This is a genomic window from Micromonospora sp. NPDC049580, from assembly GCF_040675595.1.
Classification (GTDB): Bacteria; Actinomycetota; Actinomycetes; order Mycobacteriales; family Micromonosporaceae; genus Micromonospora.
Window position 1 is genome coordinate 1 of record NZ_JBFAPG010000061.1, and the last position, 19,419, is coordinate 19,419.

22 protein-coding genes and 1 pseudogene are annotated in these 19,419 nt (G+C 72.8%); 5 read left to right on the forward strand and 18 right to left on the reverse strand.

The window, feature by feature from the left end; all coding sequences use genetic code 11:
• Positions 1-236: 236 nt before the first annotated feature.
• From AB0J68_RS08165 to AB0J68_RS08220, 12 genes and pseudogenes are all read right to left on the reverse strand, one after another.
• Positions 237-1,262: pseudogene (locus tag AB0J68_RS08165) on the reverse strand (LysM domain-containing protein); the annotation flags it as partial.
• Between the two features lie 14 nt (positions 1,263-1,276).
• Complete coding sequence (locus AB0J68_RS08170) at positions 1,277-1,708, reverse strand: pilus assembly protein TadG-related protein (RefSeq protein ID WP_354853574.1); 432 nt, start codon at positions 1,706-1,708, stop codon at positions 1,277-1,279.
• On the reverse strand, positions 1,705-2,172 hold the full coding sequence (locus AB0J68_RS08175) for a TadE/TadG family type IV pilus assembly protein (RefSeq protein WP_355134123.1): 468 nt from the start codon (positions 2,170-2,172) through the stop codon (positions 1,705-1,707). The genes AB0J68_RS08170 and AB0J68_RS08175 overlap by 4 nt, the downstream gene beginning before the upstream one ends.
• On the reverse strand, positions 2,169-2,612 hold the full coding sequence (locus tag AB0J68_RS08180; RefSeq protein ID WP_363937104.1) for a TadE/TadG family type IV pilus assembly protein: 444 nt from the start codon (positions 2,610-2,612) through the stop codon (positions 2,169-2,171). Before AB0J68_RS08180 ends, AB0J68_RS08175 begins: the two co-directional genes overlap by 4 nt.
• Positions 2,613-2,617: 5 nt before the next feature.
• Positions 2,618-2,821, reverse strand: coding sequence for a hypothetical protein (locus AB0J68_RS08185; RefSeq protein WP_354853908.1), 204 nt, complete (start codon positions 2,819-2,821; stop codon positions 2,618-2,620).
• 24 nt (positions 2,822-2,845) lie between these two features.
• Positions 2,846-3,715, reverse strand: coding sequence for a type II secretion system F family protein (locus tag AB0J68_RS08190; RefSeq protein ID WP_354853911.1), 870 nt, complete (start codon positions 3,713-3,715; stop codon positions 2,846-2,848).
• A 46-nt stretch (positions 3,716-3,761) separates the two neighbouring features.
• Complete coding sequence (locus AB0J68_RS08195) at positions 3,762-4,664, reverse strand: type II secretion system F family protein (protein ID WP_355064680.1); 903 nt, start codon at positions 4,662-4,664, stop codon at positions 3,762-3,764.
• A gap of 4 nt (positions 4,665-4,668) precedes the next feature.
• Positions 4,669-6,210 carry a CpaF/VirB11 family protein gene (locus AB0J68_RS08200; RefSeq protein ID WP_354853586.1) on the reverse strand — a complete coding sequence of 514 codons (1,542 nt, stop codon included), beginning with the start codon at positions 6,208-6,210 and terminating at the stop codon, positions 4,669-4,671.
• On the reverse strand, positions 6,200-7,000 hold the full coding sequence (locus tag AB0J68_RS08205) for a ParA family protein (RefSeq protein ID WP_354853589.1): 801 nt from the start codon (positions 6,998-7,000) through the stop codon (positions 6,200-6,202). Before AB0J68_RS08205 ends, AB0J68_RS08200 begins: the two co-directional genes overlap by 11 nt.
• A 2-nt stretch (positions 7,001-7,002) precedes the next feature.
• Complete coding sequence (locus AB0J68_RS08210; protein WP_355134129.1) at positions 7,003-7,662, reverse strand: SAF domain-containing protein; 660 nt, start codon at positions 7,660-7,662, stop codon at positions 7,003-7,005.
• Between the two features lie 46 nt (positions 7,663-7,708).
• Positions 7,709-8,611 carry a hypothetical protein gene (locus AB0J68_RS08215; protein ID WP_363937120.1) on the reverse strand — a complete coding sequence of 301 codons (903 nt, stop codon included), beginning with the start codon at positions 8,609-8,611 and terminating at the stop codon, positions 7,709-7,711.
• Between the two features lie 38 nt (positions 8,612-8,649).
• On the reverse strand, positions 8,650-9,216 hold the full coding sequence (locus tag AB0J68_RS08220; RefSeq protein ID WP_363937122.1) for a hypothetical protein: 567 nt from the start codon (positions 9,214-9,216) through the stop codon (positions 8,650-8,652).
• A 717-nt stretch (positions 9,217-9,933) separates the two neighbouring features.
• Here AB0J68_RS08220 and AB0J68_RS08225 point away from each other — a divergent pair.
• Positions 9,934-10,617, forward strand: a complete 684-nt coding sequence (locus AB0J68_RS08225) for an A24 family peptidase (protein ID WP_363937124.1) — start codon at positions 9,934-9,936, stop codon at positions 10,615-10,617.
• 32 nt (positions 10,618-10,649) lie between these two features.
• On the opposite strand, the gene AB0J68_RS08230 is transcribed toward AB0J68_RS08225, so the two are convergent.
• Together AB0J68_RS08230 and AB0J68_RS08235 are read right to left on the reverse strand one after the other, a co-directional pair.
• A complete protein-coding gene (locus tag AB0J68_RS08230; protein ID WP_355064682.1) occupies positions 10,650-11,276 on the reverse strand; it encodes a phosphatase PAP2 family protein in 627 nt (208 codons plus the stop codon).
• Between the two features lie 148 nt (positions 11,277-11,424).
• The gene (locus AB0J68_RS08235) at positions 11,425-11,889 is read right to left on the reverse strand and encodes a hypothetical protein (protein ID WP_354853598.1); all 465 of its coding nucleotides are present in this window, start codon (positions 11,887-11,889) and stop codon (positions 11,425-11,427) included.
• A gap of 142 nt (positions 11,890-12,031) precedes the next feature.
• Between AB0J68_RS08235 and AB0J68_RS08240 the strand changes: the two genes are divergently transcribed.
• From AB0J68_RS08240 to AB0J68_RS08250, 3 genes are all read left to right on the forward strand, one after another.
• Positions 12,032-12,829 carry an SAM-dependent methyltransferase gene (locus AB0J68_RS08240; RefSeq protein WP_363937109.1) on the forward strand — a complete coding sequence of 266 codons (798 nt, stop codon included), beginning with the start codon at positions 12,032-12,034 and terminating at the stop codon, positions 12,827-12,829.
• A 72-nt stretch (positions 12,830-12,901) separates the two neighbouring features.
• Complete coding sequence (locus AB0J68_RS08245) at positions 12,902-14,065, forward strand: low temperature requirement protein A (protein ID WP_363937111.1); 1,164 nt, start codon at positions 12,902-12,904, stop codon at positions 14,063-14,065.
• A 10-nt stretch (positions 14,066-14,075) separates the two neighbouring features.
• A complete protein-coding gene (locus AB0J68_RS08250; RefSeq protein ID WP_354853606.1) occupies positions 14,076-14,972 on the forward strand; it encodes a helix-turn-helix domain-containing GNAT family N-acetyltransferase in 897 nt (298 codons plus the stop codon).
• A 7-nt stretch (positions 14,973-14,979) separates the two neighbouring features.
• Here AB0J68_RS08250 and AB0J68_RS08255 read toward each other — a convergent pair whose 3' ends face one another.
• From AB0J68_RS08255 to AB0J68_RS08265, 3 genes are read right to left on the reverse strand one after another with little or no spacing between them, the layout of a single operon-like run.
• Positions 14,980-15,387: a hypothetical protein gene (locus tag AB0J68_RS08255; RefSeq protein ID WP_355064690.1), complete on the reverse strand. Its 408-nt coding sequence runs from the start codon at positions 15,385-15,387 to the stop codon at positions 14,980-14,982.
• A complete protein-coding gene (locus AB0J68_RS08260; protein WP_363937116.1) occupies positions 15,387-16,265 on the reverse strand; it encodes a methyltransferase domain-containing protein in 879 nt (292 codons plus the stop codon). The genes AB0J68_RS08255 and AB0J68_RS08260 overlap by 1 nt, the downstream gene beginning before the upstream one ends.
• Entirely contained in the window at positions 16,265-16,558 is a 294-nt protein-coding gene (locus AB0J68_RS08265) for a hypothetical protein (RefSeq protein WP_354853615.1), read from the reverse strand. The genes AB0J68_RS08260 and AB0J68_RS08265 overlap by 1 nt, the downstream gene beginning before the upstream one ends.
• 57 nt (positions 16,559-16,615) lie before the next feature.
• On the opposite strand from AB0J68_RS08265, the gene AB0J68_RS08270 reads away from it, so the two are divergent.
• Positions 16,616-17,260: a TetR/AcrR family transcriptional regulator gene (locus tag AB0J68_RS08270; RefSeq protein ID WP_354853618.1), complete on the forward strand. Its 645-nt coding sequence runs from the start codon at positions 16,616-16,618 to the stop codon at positions 17,258-17,260.
• A gap of 157 nt (positions 17,261-17,417) precedes the next feature.
• Here AB0J68_RS08270 and AB0J68_RS08275 read toward each other — a convergent pair.
• On the reverse strand, positions 17,418-19,419 hold a 2,002-nt coding region (locus AB0J68_RS08275), incomplete at its 5' end, for an ABC transporter permease subunit (RefSeq protein ID WP_363937118.1).

Here is a 19,419-nt window from a genome sequence, read left to right on the forward strand (position 1 = left end):
GCCCTGGTCTCGGCGCTCTCCGCGGCGCGGACGGTGAAGCTCGCCGGCGCCACGGCGGCGGTGCGGATCGGAGCGGCGCGGATCGGAGCGGCGGCAGCTCCCGCAGCGGCGGTCGGAGCAGCGGCGCCGCATGGGCCGCCAGCCGCGCGGCAGCGGCCACCGCTCCGATCCGCGCCGCTCCGATCCGCGCCGCGCCGGGGCGCGCGGGCAGCCGCGGCCAGCCGGGGAGCCGCGCCGGCGGTGGCCGGGCGGCGGCGCAGGCCGAGCACCGCGCCGATCTGGGCGCCGACGATGCTCGCGACGGCCAGCACGGCGGAGACCGCCAGCGGTCGGTTCACCCGGTCGGTGGTTCCGGCCCGCGCCGCGCCGACGGTCATCGGGGGTACCTGACCCGTCGACTCCGTACCGCCGGGGGGCGCCTGCTCCGCCCGCTCCGGCGCGGTCCGCTCGGGCGCCGGTCGCGGGGCCGGCGGCCTGGGCGCGGCGGGCCGGCCGACGAGTTTTCCGGTGGCGTGCGGGCGGGCGCCCTGGTCGGCGGCCTCCGCTGGCAGCCGGAGCAGTTGGCCGGGGCGAATCCGATCCGGGTCGTCCAGCCGGTTCAGCTTGGCGAGCTGTCGATAGTCGCCGAACTCGTCGAGGTACCGCTCGGCCACCTCGCCGAGGTAGTCGCCCCGCGCCACGCGATACACCGGGGCCGCCTGGTCACCGGCGCTCGGCCCGTCAGGCGCGACCAGCCCGAGCGGCCCGCTCCCGGCCATGCCGAGCGGCCCGCTCCCGGTCATCCCGAGCGGCCCACCTTCGGGCAGTCGGGCGGCTCCGGTCGAAGCGCTCGACTGGGCGTACGCCGGAGCGGTGTAGACCGCCGCGGCGCTGGCGGCGGCCGGGCTGGCCGCGAGGATCAGCGCGACCGAACCGACCAGCGCGGCGGCGGCCTTCTGCTGGCGGCTCATCCCCGGCAACTTCGGCGCCGGCCGGCGCAGGGTCTGCGCGCCCAATTCGACGATGACGGAGAAGGCGAACGTGGCCCAGCCGAACCAGCCGGCCAGCGCCAGGGCCCGCAGGAAGAGTTGCCCGTCGTCGCGGCTGGTCAGGGCGGTGCCCACCTCGGCGAGGGTGGGCAGATGGTCGGGCAGGGGATTGCCCGCGAAGGCGAGCAGCGCGACCGGCGCACCCGCAACCAGAGCGCAGAGCACGACGAGCGCGCCGACGCCGGTGAGGACGCGTCCGGTCCGCCGTACGACGGACCGACCCGATGCGGACATGGCGGCCTTCCTTCCTACGGTCCTGCGGTGATGGCCCGCGCGGTCGCCTCGCCGGTGACGGTGACCCGGTCGGCGAAGCCGAACAGCCCGAGCATCGAGCGGCGGTAGGTGATCGTGACGCGTACCCGGACGACGGTCTCCCCGGCGATCTGCGGGAAGCTCACGGTGTGGCCGGTGGTGCCGGCGGCGGAGAGGTAGTTGGCGACCGCGACGCGGGCCTGCGGCTGGTCGATCCGCGTCGGCCCACCCTCGATCGCGGTGGCCCGGTCGATGGCCTGCCCGCCCGCGCGGGCCGCCTCCGCGGCGAGGTTGTCCGCGCGTTGCAGCGTGCGCAGCTGACCGGCGCCGTCGAACGAGAGACCCACGATGGCCAGTACGCCGATCATCGCCACCGCCAGGAAGATGCTCACGCGGCCGTGGTCGCCGGAGAGCGGACGCACGGTCATCGCCGGCTCCGGTAGCGGTCAAGTGGTGAGGTGAAGCTCGCCTCGACGCGGTTTTCGCTGGGCATGCCGGGCACTGCCGAGAGGCGCAGATCCCGGAAGGACACCCGGCAGGCGACCGTGACGGTGACTGTCGCATCCTGGCCGAGCGCGCTGCGGTAGGCCCTGTCGAAGCTGGTGGTGGCGCCTCCGACCGAGCCGCTGAACGTCACGGTCGGAGTGCCGCTGCAATTCAGCCCTCGCCAGTCCAGCTGCTGCTGAGCCGCCTTGCGCGCTTCCTCGCGGGCGTCGGCCGCACTGCGGGAGATCGAGGCGGCGCGGGCCGCGTCGTGGGCGGCGGCGTCGATGGCCTCCGCCGCTACCGCGCTGCGTCCGGCCACGCCGGCCAGCACCATCAGCGCGATGAACGCGGGTGCGAGTACCGCCACCTCGATGGAGACCGAGCCCCGCTCGGCGGGCCGGTTCACGGCGGGGTCACCCGCTCCACCGTCCCGTGCGCGGTCTGCTCTACCGCGAAGTCCACGCCGGGCACCACCGACAGGGACCGGCCGGTCACCGTGCAGGTCACCTCGACCGCGGTGGTCACGCAGGTCGGGCCGGTCCTGTCCCAGCCCAGCAACCAGCCGCCGGTGGCGGACAGGAACCGGGTGGCGCTGGCCTTCCCGGCGCCGTCGCGCGCGTTGTAGAGCCGTTGGGCGTTGACCCCGCTCTGGGCGGCGTTCAACGCCGTGGAGCGGGCCAGGAAGACCGCCGATACCTGGAGCGAGGCGAACAGGAGCACCAGGATCAGCGGCATCACCACGGCCAGCTCCACCGGATTGGCACCCCGCTCCCGGTCGCCGGCCACGAGGCGACACCGGGCGGCGAGAACCGCCCGGCGCCACCTTCCGGACGCGGCTCGGCGCATGCCGGCTACTTCGGGTTCGTGTGGTTCGGGATGGCCTTCATCCAGTCGTTGGCCTTGCCGAGGGCCAGGCCGGTGACGATGGTCGCCACGAAGACCAGACCGAAGATGATCACGGCGGTCGGTACCGGGCTGTCGCCGCGCTCGCCGTCCCGCCGCAGCTCGGCGAAGCGCGTCGTCACCACGACGTGCAGGTAGGTGAGGATGGACATGGCGTACTCCTTCTCGGGGTCGGATCAGACACGGGCGATGAACGGATAGACGACGAAGCCGAGCAGCACGAAGACGAGAAGCGCGCCCGGGATGTCGAGTCGGCTGGTCACGCCCTCGGCGCGGGCCAGGTTGTCGGTGCGGATCTGGTCGCGCAGCGAGTCGGCCCGGCTGCGCAGGGTCTCGTGCACCTGCGCGCCCTCGCTGCCGGAGGAGCGCATGATCGCGCCGACGTCGCCCAGCTCCGGGATGCCGATCTTGTCGGCGAGGTCACGCAGCTCGTCCCAGGGCGCGTGCATCTGCATCTGGGCGATCCGCAGCGACTCCTGAAGCCGGTCGAACACCCAGCCGTCACAGACCGCGGCGGCCCGCTCCAGCGACTGCACCGGCCCGTGCGCGGCGGAGAGCTGCAGGGCCACCAGATCCAGGTACGTGCAGACGGCCTGGCGGAACTCGTCGCGGGCGGCGTCCGCCTTGGCCAGCACCGAGCGGTGCGCCAGCAGGCCGGCGATCAGCGCCATGCCGAGGCCACCCAGCACCGGTACGACAAGCGGCAGCGAGACACCGAGCACGAACAGCGCCACCCCGAGCAGGGTCGGCGTGGCCAGTCCGATGAGCGCGGACAGCAGCACCGACAGGGCGTACTGCTCGGGGGTCTGACCGATCAGGGCGAGCTGCCGGTGCGGTGGTCGCAACCAGCGGGACAGCCCGGTCAGCCAGTCCAGCCGGCGGGAGGCGGGAGCGGCCACCCGCCCGGTGCCCGGCGGCTGGTGCAGGCGGCGCAGCGCCGGCCCGAGCGCGGGGGTCGCCGGAACCAGCTCCCGGATCACCAGGAACAAGCCCAACCCGATCGTCGCCCCGCCACAGACCGCGACGGCCAGGTGCCAGTTGAGGATCACCGCGACCGCCTTCCGGGGCTGCGCCGCGCTTCGCCGCTCGCGCTCACGCGATCACCTCCTGCGGGTCGGGGGCCGGCAGGAACCGGGCCGGCCGCTGCGGCTGGCTCATCGACCGCACCCAGGCCAGCAGGCCGATGAATGCGGCACCGAGAGCGGCCATCACCACCTGACCCGTCGGTGTGCCGTACGGCTTGATGTATTCGGTGTTGACCAGCCCGTACGCCAGCGTCGCCAGCGTCATCCCGGTCAGGAAGCGGACCGCGAACCGGGGCTGGGTGCGCTTGGCCTCGATCTCCCGGCGGGTCGCCACCTCCGCGGCCGCCGCGCCGGCGATCGAGCCCAGCACGTCGCCCAGCCGCTCACCCCGGTCGGTGAGGTGCAGGATCAGCGCCGCCACGACCTGGTCGCACACCGGGTCGCCGATCTCGTCGGCGAACGCCAGCAGCGCGGAACGGGCCAGCCAGCCGGCCTGCAACCGGGCGGCGAGCAGCCGTACCTCGTCCTCGATGCCGGGTGGCACGCTGCCGATCGTGCTGATGATCGCCTGTTGGAGGCCCTGCCCCGTACCGGAGACGTCCTTGAGCCGGCGGGTCCACTCGCCGACGGCCTCGATCCGGGCGATCGCCCGCTGCTCGGCCTTGCCCACGGCGAACAGCCACGGTGTGCCGGGAACCGCCACCGCCACCAGCAGGCCCACCACCGGCAGCCCGGTCAGCAGGAACGCCAACGCCCCGGCGACCACCGCGGTGAGCAGCAGCGCCTGGTAGGCCCGCCGCTCGGCTGGAGTGGCGCCGGAGCCGCGCCAGAGGCGGCTCAGGCCGGGCCCCGCTCCCGGGCCGGCCCCGGCGGGCCGGCGGCTGCCCACCAGCGCGACGACCGCCAGCAGCAGCCCGGCCACACAGGCGGCGCCGGAGACCACAGCGATCAACTCCAGGCTGTTCCCCATCAGGTCACCGCCGGGCCAGTCGGGTCTGTCGGGGACGCCGCCAGGCACCCGTACCGGCCTCGATCCAGCGGGTCAGCAGCCGGGCGTCGTACCCCACCCGCAGCAACTGGTCGCGAACCCGTTCCGGGAGGTGCCGGGGGACGGCACGGCCGTCCGGACCGGGACCGAAGACGGTGGTGGTGGTGATCCGGCCGGCCTCACCGGCCCCGATCACCTCCTCCACGTGCGAGACGAACCGGTGCTTACGGCCGCCGATCGCGCTCTCGTCCTCGACGGTGACGTAGACGATCAGATCGAGGGCGTTGCCGGCCATCCGGCGAGCCTGGTCGACGGTCATCTCCCGGCCGTGCGCCAGCGCCAGCTCGACGATCCGTTCACCCACCCCGGCAGCCGTACGGGCGTGAATGGTGCACATCGAGCCCCGGCTGGTGGTCATCGCCTGGAGCATCGGCACGATCTCCCGGGACCGGACCTCGCCCACGATGATCCGCAGCACGCCCATCCGCAGCGACAGCGGGATCAGGTCGGCGATCGTCACCTCACCCGCCGGCCGGCCGTCGAAGCCGCGCTCGCCGTGCCCCTCCCGCGCCTCGAAGCTCATCACCGCCCGGTGCCGCTCCCGGCGACGGGCCGGCAACAACTCCCGACTCTCCTCCAGCAGCACGTACGGCTCGTCGGGTGGGATCTCGTTCATGAGCGCCCGGATGATCGTGGTCTTCCCGGCGCCGGCCAGCCCGGCGACCATGATGTTCAACCCGGCGCGCATCGCCGCGCGAAGGAAGTCGCGCAGCAGCGGGTCGATCATCTCGTCCAGGTCACCCCGGGCGCCGGCCACGTCGTCGAGGCTCACGTCCAGGGTGTTGTGCTTGCGGATCACCGCGTACGGCCGGTGGCTGACCAGGAACACCGCGGCCAGTCGGCTGCCGTCGGGCAGTTGCAGGTCCAGGGTGGGCTTCACGGTGGACAGTGACCGTTCGGTCGCGCCGGCCCGCCGCGCCGCCGCCTGGAGGATCTCCACCAGCTCGGCGTCGCTGTCGGCGATCGGCTCGGCCCAGTCCACCCCACCGCCGTGCCGGGTGATGCGCACCACGTCGCAGCCGAGGATGTGCACCTCCTCGATGGTGTCGTCGACCAGCAGGGTCTGTAGCCGGCCCAGCCCGACCAGCTCGGCGGTCACCTGGTCGAGCAGCAGGCGTTCCTCGCCGGCGGCCATCGGTGTGCCGGCGCGACGGACCGCGTCCGCGTACTCGGCGACCACCGTGACGGCCAGCCGGGCCCGCTCGGTGTCCTCCTCGTCGACGGTGAACTCCCGGCCGCGCTGCCACAGGGTGAGCCGTTCGGTGAGTTCCCGGCGCAGCTCCCGGACCACCTGGAAATCCATCCGGGGTCGGGGTGCCACCTCCGGCGGCGGCGTGGCCGTGGGCATCGGCTGCGGTATCGCTGCCGACTGGTGGTGCCGGCCGTTCGGCGGGGCCAGCGGCGGCGCGGTGGACGTCGCGGCCGGCGGCTGCTGACGTGGGTCGGTGGAGACGGGCTCAAACCGCATCCGGCACCCCCTGCTGCACCGGCCAGGCCAGCCGTGCCCGCCTGCGTTCCAGCAGCGCCCCGACCGGCACCTCCAGCGCGGCGGCCGCGCGCAGCAGCGGCCGTCCGGACCGTACGGTCCCACCGAGGGCGAGCACCCCTGCGGTACGCGGGTCGTGCGGCAGCCGGGCGATCACCGGCAGTTTCAGTCCACGGCTGATCTCCGCGCGCCCGTGCCCGTCGCCGACCAGCAGCAGCCGCAGGGTGCCCGGCGGCACCCGGTGTTCGGCGAAGTCCCGCTCGATCGCGGTGACCACCGCCCGGGTGCCGGACAGGTCGGGCAGGTGGGCCCGGGTCACCAGCAGCACCACCGAGGCGGCCCGCAGCAGTGGCCACGGTGGGCCGGTGACGTGCAGCCGGCCGCAGTCGACGAGCACGTCGTAGCCGGGAGTACCCCGGTCCAGGGCGTTGAAGTAGTCGGCGAAGCGCTGCCAGAGCGGGGTGACGCTGCCGGCCTGCGCCGGGTCGACCAACCCGGGCAGCAGCAGCCGTTCCCGGCGCGGCGCGTCCAGGTCGACCAGCTGCGACCAGAACCCGGTCTCCAGGTTGCCGTCGCGCAGCTCCCCGACGGCCAGCTCGCCGATGCCGCGCGGCCCGTCCAGCTGACCACCGAGGTAGCCGGCGAGGATCGATCCGCCGGCCGGGTCGCACTCGGCCAGGACCAGCCGGCGGTGCCAGGTCAGGGCACAGGCCAACGCCGAGGTGGTCACGCCGGGCGAACCCTTCGCGGACACCAACGCGATGATCGCCATGCTCAGGCCGCCTCGGTCAGCACGACCGCGATCCGCTCCTGGGCGGCCAACGCCACCACGGCGGGTACGTCCCGGATGAGCAGCGCCAGGTACAGCACCTTCTCGTCGTCCGTCGGGCTGACCATGTCGATGACGGTGGCCGCGAACCGGGTGCCCGCCCCGGCCGCCGCCCCGGTGGCGTTCTCGTCCGGGGTGCTGACCAGCAGCACCTTGTCTCCGGGGTGCAGCGCTCGGGCCGGCACCTGGGCGGTCTTCAGGCCGAGCGCGATCTGCTGCTGACCCGGGCCGAGCAGCGGGTCGTCGGTGACCTGCCCGAGGGTGAGCAGGGTGCCCGGCACCAGCGCCACGGCGGCCCGCTTGCCGACCACCTCGTCCAGCCGGCCCGCGGGCACCGGGTGCAACCCCTGACCGCCGGCGACCTGCACGGTGATCAGATCGGCGGCGCTGACCTCCCGACCCACCTCCACCGGCCGGGCCACCGCGAGGTAGCTTCCGGTGGCCCGGACCGAGGTGACCGCGAACGCCGCCCCCAGCCCACCGAGGGCGATCAGGAGTACGGCGAGACCCAGCAGCCCTGGGCGGACGCGGCGCTGCCGGACCACCTTGGGCGGGCTGACCGGCGCGTCCACCGGCCCGGTCGCGTTACGCGTAGCCACACTCACCGTTCGATCTCCATTCCCGACTGTGGGGCTCGCAGAATCGGCTCACTCACCTGGTCACCACCTGGAGTTCCTTGATCTGGACCGGCACGGTGCCGCTGGTCCGGGTCTGCGGGATCGGGTCACCCTCGTCGCCGTTGCCGGTCCACCAGCGCACCGTCCAGTACGTGGTGGCGCCCACCCGGTAGGTGCCGGCCTTCGGGTAGCCGCGGTCGTAGCCGCAGTCCGGGGAGGTGCGGCCGGCGCGCTTGCCCTTCGGGTCGTACGGGGTGCCGGCCTTGGTGCAGGTGACCGTGTCGCCGTTGCCCATGTTCCAGACGATCCGGTCGACCTTCGCCTCGATCGAGACGGTCAGCCCACGGTCGGACGCGGAGGCGCGCAGCGGCCCGAAGTAGCTGGCGCTCGGGGTGGCCCACATCCACACGGGCAGGCCGACCAGGCCCGGGCCGATGTCCTTGCGGGGCGCCACCTTGAGCCGCGCCGGCAGCAGCTTGATCGACGCCAGGGCCCGGCGGGCCAGCTCCTCCGGGTCCGGCGGAGCGCCGAAGCCGGGCGGCGGCCCGTCCCGCAGCACCGTGTCCTGTGCGCCGAGATCGCCCCCGTTGCAGGTCTGCACGTACCACTGCTGACCCTCGGGTGCCGGCTTCTGCGGCGAGGCGAGCTTGTAGTAGCAGCCGTCGCCGTTGTTGAACCAGCCCAGCAGGTCGTCGTAGCAGGGGATCGTCCGCCCGCCCCACTGACAGACACCGCCGCCCCCGCCGCCGCCGGAGTCGCCGCCGCCGTTGTCGCCCCCGCCGCCGGGGCCGCCCGGCGTACCGGGCTCGTCGTCCCAGACGTTGCAGTCCGGTTGGCCGGGCGGACATCCGGCCCCCGGGTCGGCGCGTCGGGCGGCGGCGGCCGGCAGGGTCGCGCCGACCACCAGTAGCAACGCCAGACCGGCCCCCGCGAGCATCCGCCGGGCCGCGCCGGTGCGGGCTCTCCGCCCTCGGGTCAGCACGGCTGGTCCGGGTGCGCCGCGCCGGAGCTGATCAGCCAGCGACCGTCGGGATAGCGGGTGGCGGTGGCGGTGGCCAGATGTTTGCCGCCACCGCTGCCCGGGACCACGCGCTGGTCCTTGGTGTAGACCAGCCGGTAGCCGGTCGCGTCCAGGCAGTCCTGGATCTCCACGGTGGCCGGGTCAGAGTCCAGGCTGACGGCGGTCACGCTGGGATCGGACGCCAGCGTCCCGGTACGCATCGCGCCGTGCTCCTTTGCGTCGCGAATGGACAATTGCACCCGGGTCAGCAGCGGATCAGCGAGAAACCGGGACAGTTCCGGCGCGTGTGGATCATTGCGCCGACTCGCCGTCCGCGATGCTGCGAGATAACCGGAGTACGCCGCGAGCGCCGCCTTTTCGGCAGCTTCCCGTTCCGCGCCCGAATCGGCCCGCGCTCCGTCGCCCCGCGCCGTCGCCGGCCGATCGACCGCCTCCTGCCCGCTGCCGCAGGCGGTGACCGGCACCGCCGCCACGACCGCCAGCAGGCAGATTGCCGCTCGCCTGAGCTGCCGTCCGCGCACCGCTGAGCCCTCCTCGTGGTCGCCCGACGTGGCCATGAAGCACCGCCGCCGGGCATGCGGAAGCGCGCCCGGATCAGTGTCTTCCGGAGCTCTCATTGCGCTTCTGCATTCACCGTTACGGATCTTCTACAAATGCAAGGTCCCGTGTCGTCCGGTCGTAGAGGTGAGGCTTGCGTCACACCCAAGGGGCGAGCATAGGCTGACGCTCGCCGATGCAACAGAGGCAATTCAAGTGAACACTCTGCGTGATGATGGGTGGTGGTGGCGGGTGTTCGTGCTGCACTCCGGACGATGGCCGGTCGAGGGGTCGCCGACGGTCCGGCCTCGCCGGCCGGGGCCGATCCGCCGCAACCCCTGCGTCGGTCCCGAGAGTGGGACATCGCGCCCCCATCCCGGCATCCGGACTGCGTCCCCGGGCGACGGACCGGCCACCCCGTCCGCGGTGCCGACCGGCCCGCCCTCGGACGGGGAGATCATCGTGCCGCCGGTGGCGGACGTCGGTTTCCGCGCCATCCGCTACACCCGAGCGAACGTTCAGTCACGATCCGTGTTCACCTTTCCGGGGAGCGGCCGGCGTCCGGCGTGGTCCACGTGGCGCTGACCGGCCCTCCTGCGGCGGCACCCGGTCGGCGGAACCCGACCGATCGGGCGGCGGCGGGGCCTGCCCCTGGCCGTTTTCGGCCCGCGACCGGGCTGGCGATCCTGACGGTCAGTCCGCTGCTGCGGTTGGCCGTCGTGCGCTACGCCGTACCCACGGGAGCCCCCAGCCGGACCGGCTGCGACGCCTGCGGCGCGGCGGTCGGCCTGACCCGGCCCTGGCCGGCGCTCGGCCCGGCCGGCCAGTGCGGCCGGTGCCGGGCCCGGGTCGGGCCGCCGCCCGGCACGGTCGAGGTGGCCGCGCTCGCCGCCGTGGCGCTGCTGGCGCTGGTCGGCCCGTCGGGCGGGGCGATGCCGGCGCTGGCGTGGTGGCTCGCCTGGACCGTGCCGGCGGTCCTCGTCGACCTGGCCGTGCACCGACTGCCCGACCGGCTCACCCTGCCCGCGGCGGCCGGGACCTGGCTGTTGCTCGGCGCGGCCGCGCTCGCCGACGCCGACGCGGGCCCCTGGCTGCGGGCGGTCGCCGCGGGCGCGGGGCTGGCGCTGTTCTTCGCCACCAGCACGCTGCTGCTCGGCCGCCGCGGCTTCGGGTTGGGCGACGCGAAGCTGGCGCTCAGCGTGGGGGCACTGCTCGGCTGGTACGGCCTGCCCGTCCTGCTCCTCGGGCTGCTGCTCGCGTTCGGGCTGTCCGCGCTGGTGAGTCTGGGACTGCTGGTCGCCCGACGGGCCCGGTGGAGCACGCACCTGCCGTTCGGCCCGTTCCTGCTGCTCGGCACGGTGGGTGCCCTCCTCCTGACCTCCTGACCGCCCACCCCACCGACCGTCGGGCGGCGGGGTCAGGGGCGGGGTCGGCTGGCCAGGTCGGGTACCGGGCGGCGGGCATCGGCGCGGCGGCGCAGCGCCTCGGCGGTCAGGCGGGCCAGAAGCGGGGTCGCCACCATGGCGACCAGGGCACCGAGCAGCAGGCCGGCGGCCACGTCGTGCGGGTAGTGCACGCCCACGAAGACCCGGGAGAACGCGGCCAGCACGGCCAGCGGCAGCGCGACCAGTCCGAGCCGTCGGGAGAGCAGCAGTGTGGTGATCGCCAGCGCGCCGGCCAGGGTGGCGTGGTTGCTGGGGAACGACCAGTCACCCGGTGGTGGGCAGGTGCCGGCGACGATCGCCCGGCCCACCGTCCGGCACGGTCGGTCCTCGTCCACCACGGTCTTGAGCCATTCGCTGCTCGCGTACGCGAGGAGGGTCGGCAGCGGCGCGACCAGGGCGAGTGCCCGGTCGTGCGGGCCGCCGACCAGGCGGCGCAGCGCGGCCGCCACCAGCAGCGCGCCGAGCAGCAGGATCACCCCCTCGGTGGCGTGCCCGACGAACCACTGCACCGGGTGCGGGGTGCCGGCGGCCGCGTCGACGATGTCGCGGTACCACTCGGCGCTGATCTCTGGAACGTCCGTGCTGCCGTTGTCGGCCATGAATCACCTCACCAGACGTTCATACCTCGTTCACCTGGAAGACACCCTGGGAACGCGGCAGGGGGCAGCACAGGAGTCGAAGGTCGAGCCGGCCGCACGGAGGCCCGCCGGCAGGCGCTCAGGTCGGCGGAGGCCCGCCGGCAGGCGCTCAGGTCGGCGCGGGCCCGCCGGCCATGCGCTCGCGGACGGCCTCCAGCGCCTCGAAGGCGTACGCCCAGTTGTGGCACTTGAAGCTGCGCAGGCCGTCGATGGCGGTGTGGCAGTCGGCGCAGCGCACCCCGGGGATGGCCTCCGGCACCTCGGTGTTGACGTACCTGTGTTCGCCGAGGATGACCGTGGCGATCATGTTCTTGTCGTGCAGGCCGGTGAGCGCCGACGAGACGATGTCGTACCAGGTGATCCGCCGGCCGCACTTCGGGCAGTCCGGTTCGTCGCCGCTGACCCACAGCGGGGCGCCGATGCTGCGTGCCGGCATTCCCAGCAGCTTCTCCAGACGGCGGACGTCCGACTCCGGTGTGGTCCACCGGTGCCGGCCGGGCAGCGACGCGGGCGAGTCGTACACGGCGCGGAACAGGTCGTGGTCGACCCGGACGGTTTCCCGCTGACCGGTCATCGCGTCCCCCTCGGTGATTCGGTGCCCCCACCGTGGTCGGCGTTGACCAGGGGTGCAGCCGGATCAACGACACGAGGGGTCAGCGGGTCGTCGCCCCGGCTGCTAGACATCGAGATCTGACCGTGCGGCGAAGGGACCCCTCGTGACCGACCAGCCGGCACCCGACACGACCGACGTCACCGCCCGACCCAACGTCGCCCGGATGTACGACTACTTCCTGGGTGGCAGCAACAACTTCGCCGCCGACCGCGCCGCCGCCGAGCGGGTGTTGGAGATCTTCCCGGGCACCGGGCTCGCGGCCCAGACAAACCGGCACTTCCTGCGCCGAGCCGTCCGGTACGCCGTCGGGCAGGGCGTCCACCAGTTCCTGGACATCGGGGCGGGGTTGCCCACCCAGGGGACCGTGCACGAGGTGGTACGAGCCGTGGCGCCGGACGCCCGGGTGGTCTACGTCGACTACGACGAGGTGGCCGTCGCGTACGCCCGACGGTTGTTGACCGACGTGCCCGGCACGGCCGTCGTGCAGGGCGACCTGCGGCGGCCGGACGACCTGCTGGCCCACCCGGAGGTGCGGGCCACGCTCGACCTGGACCGCCCGGTGGCCGTGCTGCTGCTCGCGGTGCTGCACTTCGTGCCGGACGACGACGACCCGTGGGCTGCCGTCGCCCGGCTGCGCGACGCCACCGTGCCCGGCAGCCACCTGGTGCTGTCGCACCTGACGCTGGACGGCGTCCCGCCGGAGGTGGCCGAGCGCGGGCAGGCCGTGTACCGCACCAGCAGCGCCCCGCTGGTGCCCCGCACCCACGCCGAGACGCTGCGCTTCTTCGACGGGTACGAGCTGGTGGAGCCCGGCCTGGTCGAGACCACCCGGTGGCGGCCGGACGGCGAGCCAGAGGCCGGGGACTCACACGGCTACGCCGGGGTGGGCGTCCGCCGCTGACGCGTTTTCGCCTCCGGTGCCGGGCCTCGGGTGGTACGACGGAAACAGCGCCTGCCACCGGGAGGAGCGCCGATGGCGAGCAGGCCCGAGCGGCTGTTGCGGAGAAGCGACGCGCCGCTGAGCGCCTCGTTCCTGGAGCTCTTCTTCGACCTGGCGTTCGTGCTCGCCCTCAGCCAGTCGGCCGCGCACCTGCTGCACGACCTCACGCTGGCCGGCGCGCTGCACACCGCTCTGCTGCTGGCCGGCGTCTGGTGGATCTGGGTGACCACCACCTGGAGCGCCGACTGGTACGACCCGGAGTCCCCGGCCATCCGCGTGGTGCTGGTCGCCGCCACGCTGGGCAGCCTGCTGGCCGGGGTGGCGATCCCGCAGGCGCTCGAGGAGCGGGGGGTGCTCTTCGCCGGCGCGTACGTCGCGGTCCATCTCGTCCGGGGCGTGGTCACCGCCTCGATGCTGCGCGGTCATCCACGGCAGCGCCGGGCGCTGCGGATCCTCTGCTGGTACACGGTCACCGCCGTGCCGTGGCTGGCGGGCGCGTTCCTGCCGCAATGGCGGGTGCCGCTCTGGGTGCTCGCCCTCGCGATCGACGTGACGGGCCCACGGCTCGGCTGGCCCACGCCGAGGCTGGGTCGTGCCCGTCAGCAGGAGTTGCGCCTCGCTGGCGCGCACTTCGCCGAGCGCTACCAGCAAATCATGATCATCGCGCTCGGCGAACTCGTCCTGGCCGCCGGGCTCTCGTACGCCGGCACCCGCCTCGACCTCGCCGAGACCGCCGCCTTCCTGCTGGTCTTCGCCACGGCTGTGCTGATCGGTCTGCTCTACGTGACCCCCGCCGGCCGGCAGCTGGGCTCGGCCATCGAGCGCGCCGACCCGTCCCGGCTCGGTGTCGTCACCGGATACCTGCACCTCATGATGATCGCCGGCATAGTGGTCACGGCCGTCGGGGCCGAGCTGAGCATCGCTCATCCCTCCGAGGTCGGCGACATGAGGGCTGTCGCGGTCATCCTGGGCGGACCCACGCTGTTCCTCGTCGGCCGGATCCTGTTCTCGCTGGCCATCCACCGGCGGTTGTCCTGGCCTCGGGTTGGCGCGCTGCTCGTGCTGGCCGGCGCGGCGGCCGCCCTGCGGCTGCCGCTGCTGGCGATCAGCGCGGTCGCCACCGGCGTGGTGCTCGTGGTGGCGGTCCTGGACCACGCCGCCCCCTTCACCTATCGCCGGCGCAGATCTGCTGACTAAAGTCAGGCAGATGGACTCCGCGCTCATCGCCGCAGTGCGGCGGTTCAACCGGACTGTCACCCAGCGGGTGGGTGCGCTCGACGACGAGTACATGGCGCAGGGCCGACCCCTCGGGCAGGCTCGCCTGCTCTGGGAGATCGGCCCCGCCGGCGCCGAGGTCGCGGCGTTACGCGCACGGCTCGGCCTGGACTCCGGATACCTCAGCCGACTCCTGCGCACCCTGGAGAACGACGGGCTGGTCACCGTGGGCCCGGCCGGCCAGGCCGGCGGCGACGGCCGGGTACGCGTCGCCCAGCTCACCGACGCCGGCCGTACGGAATGGGCCGAACTCGACGAGCGGTCCGACGAACTCGCCGCCTCGATCCTCCAACCGCTCACCGAGCGACGCCGCGAACGACTCGTCGCCGCCATGGCCGAGGTCGAACGCCTGCTCATCGGGTCGATGGTGGTCATCGCACCGTGCCCACCGAGCGATCCGCGGGCCCGGGCGTGCCTGCGGGCCTACGCCCGGGACATCGGGCGGCGGTTCGACGACGGGTTCGACCCGGCACTGAGCAAGCCGATCCACGACGAGGAGATCGCCCCGCCCGCCGGCGTGCTCCTGCTCGCCACCCTCAACACCGAGCCCGTCGGCTGCGGCGCCGTCAAACTCCACCGCGACGCACCCGCCGAGATCAAGCGTGTCTGGGTGGCGGACAGCGTCCGCGGGCTGGGCATCGGGCGACGGCTGCTGAGCGAGCTGGAACGGTACGCCGCCGACCGAGGCGTGAGCACGGTCCGGCTGGACACCAACCGCAACCTCACCGAGGCGATCGCCATGTACCACGCGGCCGGTTACCGGGAGATCGAGCCGTACAACACCGAGCGCTACGCCCACCACTGGTTCGAGAAGCAGCTCGGGCAGTAAGTAGTGGCTACAGCCGTTCGAAGCTCTCCATCCCGGCGAGCTCCAGCACCTCGGTCCGGATCGCCGGGCATTCCTGACGGGTCTGGTCGTCGATCTGACGGCCGTTCGGCACGGGGCCCTGTTTCTCGTACCAGGAATAGAGGTTCACGGTCAGGTTGGCCATCGCGCCCGTCTCGGACCCGATCCCCTTCAGCGTCGGCAACTGGCCGTCCAGGTAGGCACACACCTCCTTCGCCGACACCGGATTCGAGCCGCGGGCCGGAGCGGATCCGGCCGCGCTGGGCGCGGCATCGGGTGCTGCCGGGGTGCCCGGCGCTGCGGGCGTGGAGGGCTCGGGCGCGTCGGCGTCGGTGCATGCCGTCAGGGCGAACACAAGACAGAGGGCTGGCGCGATCAAGCGATTGCTTCTCATCATCAATTCTCGTCCTGACCTGGTTGTTGGTGGTCAGCCCCGGTGGTCGCGGTGACGAGCCAGAGGCCGGTGGGCAGTCGATAGCCGACGCCGGGCTCGCGAAACCGGCCGAGCAGCCGGGCAGCTCCTGCTCGGGCCGGAGCCTGCCCAGCCAGCGGGGCAGCCCGGTACGCGGCACCGGCGGGGCCGACCTCGATGAGCCATTCGGCAACCGCGTCGGCGTCGTCCGGGGCGTCCAGTTCGACGTCGTACGGCGTGATCGTGACGGCGGTCCAGCCGGCCCTGGTGAGGACTCGGACGAGCCTCGCCGGGTCGGCGAAGGAGAACGGACCGGGCTCGTCACCTACCGGTAGCGGTGGTAGCGGCCCGAGGTGCGGTGCTGCGCCGAGCATCGCGGCGGACAGCCACGGGTTGACGCCGCCGTCGCGGAAGACGGTCGCGGCGAGGCGTCCGCCCGGGCGCAGGGATCGTCGGATCGTGGCGCAGCCGGCGACCGGATCCGCCAGCAACATCAGGGTCATGCGCGAGAACGCCGCGTCGAACGGCGCCCCCGGCACGACATCGAGAGTCTCGATGTCGGCCACGTGGAACCGAATGTCCGGGAACCGCTGGCGGGCTGCGGTCACCATCGCCTCGGCGATGTCGACGCCGACCGCCGCGCCGGTCTCGCCGACCGCCCTGGCGAGCTCGGCCGTGGTGCCGCCGCAGCCGCAGCCCACGTCAAGAATCCGTTCGGCGGGCCGTGCGGCCAGTCGATCCATTGCCGCCGCGCCCAGCGGTCGGCCGGTCTCGTCCTGCCGGTCGGCGTGGCGGATCCAGCCGGCCGCCGCTCCCGCCCAGAAGGCGGCATTGCGGGAGCGTAGGGCGGCGGTGTCGGCCATCAGAACGGCATCTCGGCGCCGTCGACGCTCACCGACCGGAAGTTGGCTGCCTTCGTCGGGTCGAAGCCGTCCTCCTGCGCCGCCAAGCCCGCGGCGCGGACCAGTCGCTCCGACTGGAACTGGCGGAACGCCGCTTCGTCCTGCCAGATGTTGATGATCCGCCAGCCGTCCTCGGTCGGTCCGGAGACATGGGCGAGGAGCCCTGGTGGCCGGTCCGGCCCGAGGTGCCGCTCCACCTGCCGGTATTCCGCCTCACTGACGCCGGGCATCTCCTGCAACACACCGAACGGCATCGGCCGCCGCCTCTCGATAGAGTGAGCCTCTATCCAATAGAGCACTACACTCGACCGGTGGTTGTCAAGCGAATCTACGACTCTTCCCGCCGACAGGAGCAGGCCCGACAGACCCGGCGAGCAATCCTCGAAGCGGCCGGCCGCCTGTTCGTCGACCCCGGGTATGCGGCCACCCCGCTGACCGCGGTCGCCGCGGAAGCCGGCGTCGCGGTCCAGACCCTGTACGCGGTGTTCGGCAGCAAGCGGCACCTGCTCTCCCAGTTGGTCGACGTCACTCTGGCCGGCGACGACGAACCGGTGGCCCTGCCGGACCGGCCCTTCGTGGCCGAGATCCGCGCGCTCGCCGACCCTCGCGCCAAACTCGTCCGCTATGCCCGCCATCTGGCCGAGGTCAACGCCCGACAGGTCCAGGTGATGCTCGCGCTGGCCGGAGCAGCCACGGCCGATCCGGACGCCGCCGAGATCTGGCGCAAGAACATCGACGAGCGCCGCCGGGGCATGGCCATGTTCGCCGCCGAACTCGTCGGCACGGGGGGCCTCCGCCCCGACCTGGACGTCGATCAGGTGGCCGACATCCTCTGGCTGGCTCAGGACGTCCGTAACTTCGACTGGCTCGTCCGGCAACGCGGGTGGTCGCTGGAGCGGTACCAGAGGTGGTACGTGGACACCGTCAGTGGCGCCACCATCGCCGGCGCCGAATAGCGGTCACATCCGTTCCGGCGTCCGGATTCTGCGCGACAGCGTGGTGCTACCGACCGCTCTCCAGACCCCACCCGGCCAGCGGGGCGGTACGGGCACCGTGGACTTCCTGCTCGCCTACACCTGATGCACGTCCGCGCTTGCGACTCGACGTACCCGGTCAGCCCTTCACCGCGCCGGCGGTGAGCCCTTCGGTGAGGAAGCGCTGCCCGAGGGCGTACATGATCGCCACGGGGATGCTGACGAGCAGCGACGCCGCGGCGAGTTGTCCCTGCGGTACGACGTCTCCGGCGATCATCGACTGCATCCCCACCGGCAGCGTCTTGTACTCGTCCTTCGTGATGAACACGAAGGCGAAGAGGAATTCGTTCCAGGCGTTGGTCAGGGTGAAGAGCGCGACCGCCAGCAGCCCCGGCTTGGCCAGGGGCAGCACCACCCGGCCGAACGCCTGGACGCGGCTGCAACCGTCGACCAGCGCGGCCTCCTCCAGCTCGACGGGGATCGACGAGAAGTAGCCCACCAGCAGCCAGGTGGCGAACGGCAGTGTGAAGGTCGGGTACGTCACCACCAGCGACCACAACGAGTCGGTGAGCCGCGCGCCGATGAGCATCTGGTACAGCGGGATGAACAGCAGCGCGCCCGGCATCACGTAGGTGAGCAGGACCGTGACGGTGAAGCCCTGCGCGCCGCGGAACCGCAGCCGGGCCAGCGCGTAGCCCGCCAGGGCGGCGCAGACCAGCGCCACCGCCGTGGACGCCGCGGACACCAGCAGGGTGTTGAGGTACCAGCGACCGAAGGGCTGGTTGGCGAAGAGTCCGCTGAACTGCTCCGTGGTCCACGGCGTCGGCCACAGGTCGTCGGTCCGCATCACGACCTGGCCCTCGGACTTGAAGGCCGTGACGGCGATCCAGTACACCGGGCCCAGCACAAAGAAGAGCAGCCCGGCCAGCGCGACACCGGATCCCAGGCCCGACACCACAGACGACGCCCGGCGACCGCCGCGCGACTGGAGGGTCGAAACCACCCGGCCGACCCCTGCGGCGATCAGCAGGATCACCCCGAGGACCACCGCCGCCTTCCAGAAGATCTGTGGCGATGCCCAGGCCAGCAGACCGGTGACCACCGCCGCGACGACCCACGGCAGGGCCTTGCGCGACGTCGCGGTCCACCGCGTACCGACCCATCGCGCTGCGCGGCGTGGTCGGGGCAGTTTCGCCCCGGAATCCTGGCGTAACAGCCGGACCAGGACGAACACCAGCCCGCCGATGACCGGCAGCATGACGAGCGTGACCGCCGCGCCCGCGCCGTACTGCAACTGCAAGATCGCCTTCGAGTACGCGACGAGCACGTACGGCGCGGTCACGTCACCCGGGCCGCCCTGGGTCAGCAACCAGACCAGGTCGAAGTTGTTGAACGTCCAGATCGACGACAGGGTCACCGTCACGGTGATCACGTGACGGAGGCCGGGCAGCGTCACGTTGACGAACCGCTGCAGCGACGAGGCCCCGTCGATGGTCGCCGCCTCGTAGAGGTCCGCCGGGATGGCCTTCAACCCGGCCAGGAAACACACGGTGAAGAACGGCACCCCCTTCCAGACGTTGACGAGGATCACCGACGGCATGGCCAGCGACGGGTCGGACAGCCAGCCCGCCGGCCAGCTGTCCACCAGGTGCGCGCTGGCGAGCAGCGGCCCGATCCCGGTGGAGGTCAGCAGCGTGTTGACACTGCCGAAGATGGGGTCGAGCAGGGCGCGCCAACTGAACGCCGTCACCACCGTCGGCACCACCCACGGCACCAGCAGCAACCCCGCCAGCACCGCGCGGCCGCGGCGCCGGTGGTGCAGCAGCAGGGCCGCGGCCAGCCCGAGCACCACCTTGAAGATCTCGGCGTACGCGGTGAAGACGAACGAGTTCACCACGCCCGTGTGGAACTGGTCGTCGCCGACGAGGTGGAGGTAGTTGTCCAGGCCGACGAACACGGTGTCCTGCCCGTGCCGTTCCGTGGTGCTGGTGACGATCGACCGGGCGATCGGCACGAGGACGAGCCCGCCGACCAGTACGGCCATGGGCGCGAGGAACAGTGCGGCCAGTCGCCAGTCACGTCCCAGCCGCCGCTGGATCGCCGTGAGCGAACCGGATCCCGGCGGCGAGGGTGTCCTCGCC

Bases quoted from the DNA above. Each gene is read 5' to 3' on its own strand.
- AB0J68_RS08215 (WP_363937120.1), bottom strand. From the start codon at position 8,611: ATGCTCGCGGGGGCCGGTCTGGCGTTGCTACTGGTGGTCGGCGCGACC.
- AB0J68_RS08230 (WP_355064682.1), bottom strand. From the start codon at position 11,276: ATGGCCGACAACGGCAGCACGGACGTTCCAGAGATCAGCGCCGAGTGG.
- AB0J68_RS08265 (WP_354853615.1), bottom strand. From the start codon at position 16,558: ATGCCGTTCGGTGTGTTGCAGGAGATGCCCGGCGTCAGTGAGGCGGAA.
- AB0J68_RS08235 (WP_354853598.1), bottom strand. From the start codon at position 11,889: ATGACCGGTCAGCGGGAAACCGTCCGGGTCGACCACGACCTGTTCCGC.
- AB0J68_RS08195 (WP_355064680.1), bottom strand. From the start codon at position 4,664: ATGGGGAACAGCCTGGAGTTGATCGCTGTGGTCTCCGGCGCCGCCTGT.
- AB0J68_RS08260 (WP_363937116.1), bottom strand. From the start codon at position 16,265: ATGGCCGACACCGCCGCCCTACGCTCCCGCAATGCCGCCTTCTGGGCG.
- AB0J68_RS08205 (WP_354853589.1), bottom strand. From the start codon at position 7,000: ATGGCGATCATCGCGTTGGTGTCCGCGAAGGGTTCGCCCGGCGTGACC.
- AB0J68_RS08180 (WP_363937104.1), bottom strand. From the start codon at position 2,612: ATGCGCCGAGCCGCGTCCGGAAGGTGGCGCCGGGCGGTTCTCGCCGCC.
- AB0J68_RS08185 (WP_354853908.1), bottom strand. From the start codon at position 2,821: ATGTCCATCCTCACCTACCTGCACGTCGTGGTGACGACGCGCTTCGCC.
- AB0J68_RS08200 (WP_354853586.1), bottom strand. From the start codon at position 6,210: ATGCGGTTTGAGCCCGTCTCCACCGACCCACGTCAGCAGCCGCCGGCC.
- AB0J68_RS08170 (WP_354853574.1), bottom strand. From the start codon at position 1,708: ATGACCGTGCGTCCGCTCTCCGGCGACCACGGCCGCGTGAGCATCTTC.
- AB0J68_RS08245 (WP_363937111.1), top strand. From the start codon at position 12,902: ATGGCGAGCAGGCCCGAGCGGCTGTTGCGGAGAAGCGACGCGCCGCTG.
- AB0J68_RS08255 (WP_355064690.1), bottom strand. From the start codon at position 15,387: ATGATGAGAAGCAATCGCTTGATCGCGCCAGCCCTCTGTCTTGTGTTC.
- AB0J68_RS08250 (WP_354853606.1), top strand. From the start codon at position 14,076: ATGGACTCCGCGCTCATCGCCGCAGTGCGGCGGTTCAACCGGACTGTC.